Source organism: Streptomyces sp. NPDC002785 (assembly GCF_040295565.1).
In the GTDB taxonomy this organism is placed as follows: Bacteria; Actinomycetota; Actinomycetes; order Streptomycetales; family Streptomycetaceae; genus Streptomyces.
In genome coordinates this window covers 1-3509 of sequence record NZ_JBEOVN010000355.1, presented here as the reverse complement: position 1 = coordinate 3509, position 3509 = coordinate 1, and the positions used below count along the sequence as shown (strand labels likewise).

At 64.5% G+C, this 3509-nt stretch carries 3 protein-coding genes; all 3 read right to left on the bottom strand.

All coding sequences use genetic code 11. The features are described from left to right. Positions 1 to 200: 200 nt before the first annotated feature. Entirely contained in the window at positions 201 to 1169 is a 969-nt protein-coding gene (locus tag ABTZ94_RS36830; protein ID WP_351207708.1) for an IS3 family transposase, read from the bottom strand. A gap of 30 nt (positions 1170 to 1199) precedes the next feature. Continuing rightward, positions 1200 to 2636, bottom strand: coding sequence for a group II intron reverse transcriptase/maturase (ltrA, locus tag ABTZ94_RS36825; protein WP_351207706.1), 1437 nt, complete (start codon positions 2634 to 2636; stop codon positions 1200 to 1202). Positions 2637 to 3200: 564 nt separating this feature from the next. Further along, a partial coding sequence (locus ABTZ94_RS36820; protein WP_351207704.1) for a transposase occupies positions 3201 to 3509 on the bottom strand: 309 nt, incomplete at its 5' end.

Genomic DNA, 3509 nt, shown 5'->3' with positions numbered 1-3509 from the left:
TTCCTCGGCACGGTGCACAACCTCAACAAGCTCATCAACCACACGTCCAAGAAGGGCTCTTGACTTTCACCGGGCAGGAGCCGTGCGACAGCCTCCGGCCCGTCCGGCCAGCGCGCCCAAACCCTCCCGACCCGGCCCCGGGCGCCCCAACGGCTCGAAGAACCGCACGACCGCACCCCGTCACGGGGTGGGCAAAACCGTCAAACGCGCCGAGTCACTCGAAGAGCACTACGGGCGCGCCGGTTAAACAAAAAGTTATAGAAGCCGTCGATGTACTCGAAGAGTGCGAGGTTCGCCTCGGCCCTGGTCGTGAAGACGCGGCCGCGGACACACTCGGTCTTGACCAGCATCCACAGGTTCTCCGCGAGGGCGTTGTCGTAACTGTCTCCGACCGAGCCCATGGACGCCTCAATTCCCGCTCTTATCAGGCGAGTTGTGAGCTTGATCGACGTGTATTGACACCCGTGATCGGCATGATGAATGAGCTCGCCGGGCTCGACCTCGCGGCTGGCCAGCGCGTACTCCAGCGACGACAGGACCAGGTCCGCGTCCGCGCGGGCGGACGTCTCCCAGGCCACCACCCGGCGCGAGAACGCGTCCCTGATTGCCGAGAGCCACAAGGGTCCCTCGCCGGTGGCGATCATCGTCAGGTCAGTGACCCACAACCGGTTCGGTGCCGGTGCCGTGAAGTCGCGGTTGACCAGATCCGGAGCGAGCGTGGCCTTGGGATCGCGGCGCGTGAAGCCCTTGCGGCGCGGGCTGACGCCCGCCAGATCGGCCTCGCGCATCAGGCGTTCGACGCGTTTTCGGCCGACGTGGACGCCGTCGCGCTTGAGGACGGCGTGGACGCGAGGAGAGCCGTAGATCCCGCCGGAATCGGTGTGGATCTGCTTGATCTGCTCGGTCAGCTCCGCGTCGCGGCGCTGCCGTTCGCATGGCTCCTTCTCACGTCGGCGCCACCGGTAGAAGGTCGAGGAGGCGATGTGCAGTTCCCGAAGTACGCACTCGACTCCCAGGTGGGGATGCTCGTCAACGAGCGCGGTCACCTGGGCCGGGTCGGGTCGGTGAAAGTCGGCCCGGGGCGCGGTGCCGGTCTTTCGACCGGCCCGTTTCCCCGGACCGCTTCCCGAACCCGGCGGGCACCTCTCAATGCACCGGGCTCTCCACAAGCCCCGAAACCGGCTGCGTGTTGAACATCCTCACCCCGCGATAGGCCAGGGAGTCGGAATAATCGAACCTCGATACCGGTAGCGGGTCGTGCCTACCTTCTCGGGGTCGAACAGCTCTCTGTCCTCACTGGCAGGCCACCAACCGCCGCCGCAATAGCGGTGGCGGAGTTCCTTCCACGTGGACCGGCGGTGCTTGCGCCGCATCCAACGCCATACCGTTTGCCATGTGTAGTGGCTCAGATAGGCGAAGGTCACGGAAGACACCCCTGGCCGGAAGTAAGCACACCAGCCCCGCAACGCCCTATTCAGTCGACGTAGCAGGTCATCCAACGGCTGGTTCACTTGAACCTCTCGGCATAACGTCTTGACCTTCCGCTTCACGGCTTGGACAGCCTTCTTCGCGGGGTAGGTGTAGACGTAATGCTGCCTGGTCCCTCTCTTCCGGTGGCGCTGGATGTGCCACCCGAGAAAGTCCAGGCCCTCATCGATATGGGTAATCAGTGTCTTCTCCGGTGACAGGCGCAGGCCCACCGTGGACAAGACCTCAGCGATTTCCTCGCGCAGGACCTCGGCATCAGCTTTCGAGCCGAATATCATCAGGCACCAGTCGTCCGCGTACCTAATAAGACGGTAGTTGGGCAGACCATGGCGGTGCCGTCTGGCACGGTCCACCTTCCCAGCAGCCGGGCCTCCTGGCGCCTGGGCGATGTACTCGTCCAGGACCGACAGTGCCACGTTGCTGAGCAGAGGCGAGAGAATCGACCCTTGTGGGGTGCCGGCAGTGGTTTCCCGCAACAGGCGGTCCTCTCCGAGGATGCCCGACTTGAGGAAAGCCTTTACCAGTTCCAGGACGCGTTTGTCCCCGACTCGACGCCGCACCCGATCCATCAGGGCCGGATGTGAGATTTCGTCGAAGCAGGCCGTGATGTCTCCCTCGACGATCCACTCATAATTGCGTGGCCGCGAAGCAAGATAGCGCACCTCGGCTACCGCGTCATGGGCCCGGCGATTCGGGCGGAACCCGTAGGAGCACGGGAGGAAATCCGCCTCGAAAATTGGCTCCAGTACCAGTTTCAAGGATGCCTGGGCTACCCGGTCGGCGATGGTCGCAATCCCGAGACGGCGGAGTTTCCCGCCTGCCTTCGGAATCATGCGCTCACGCACCGGAAGCGGGCGAAAGCTACGGTCCTTCAACTGCGACCGCAACTCGTCGAGGAATTCCTCAACCCCCTGTCCAGCCTCGACCGAACGGGCTGTTCGTCCGTCCACTCCAGCTGTGCGGGCACCCTTGTTTCCCCTCACTCGATCCCAGGCAACCAGAAGGAAGCCAGGGTCGGCGACGAGATTGTAGAGATCGTCGAACCTGCGGTGAGAATCGTCACGAGCCCAACGGTGCAGCTTGGTCTGGATATTCAGTACCCGTCGCTCCGCCACATATACGGCGTGCTCCAGTTCGTCGGTATTCACCAGCGAAAACCTCCTAACATTCCAGCAACCTCGACTGCTGACTTGCTGGCCCCCTTCGCCCTGCGGCCGTCTCTCACGGCCTCCACGACGGGTCGTCACACCCGCGACTACTACGGGGCCTCCGCCCCATCCCACGGCCCTCAATCGGCAACGGACCTGCCCACCACCGAACCGGCTGCCCGGCGGGAGGGCGACCGCGGATGGTTCCCACGTTCACCATGTGATCGATCGGTCAGGGAGGCGCCCAGCTCTACCCCGGCAGCATCGCCACGTCTACGCCGTAGACCTTCGACGTGGCCTCCCCACCGACGGAACTAAACGGCTTCGGAGTTGAGACCCGAACCGAAAGGTCCGGCCCTCACGCGCTGCACACCGGCCCATATCCACCAAATTTGACCCGGCTTCGCTGTTACGGGGCGTCCACCACTGGTTCGCTCTCGCTACACCTTCTGACCTTGCCGAACGGACCCGCGCTGTCTGGCAGTTCCAGCACGTCCCGCCTTCGTCGGGGCCGCTTGCCACCCTCACCGGCGTTCCCCGGATCAGGCTGCCCCCAAGCTTCGATCAGGCCGCTACGACGGCCCGACGGAAGTGGTCTTTCACCACCTCTCGATCAACATCGCGCCTCGTGGCGCACAGTTGCGCCGCGAAAAAAGCCGAAGCCGTCCGCAGGACCTCGTTCGCCCGCTTGAGCTGGGTGTTCTCCTTGCGCAGCGCGGCGAGCTCGGCACGTTCGTCGGTCGTCAGCCGGTCGTCGCGCTCGCCGGCGTCCGCCTCGGCCTGGCGGATCCAGCCACGCAGGGCCTCGGGGTGCACGCCGAGGTCGATGGCGAGGCGCTTGATCTGCGGCTTCGGCTCGGTAGTGCGATACAT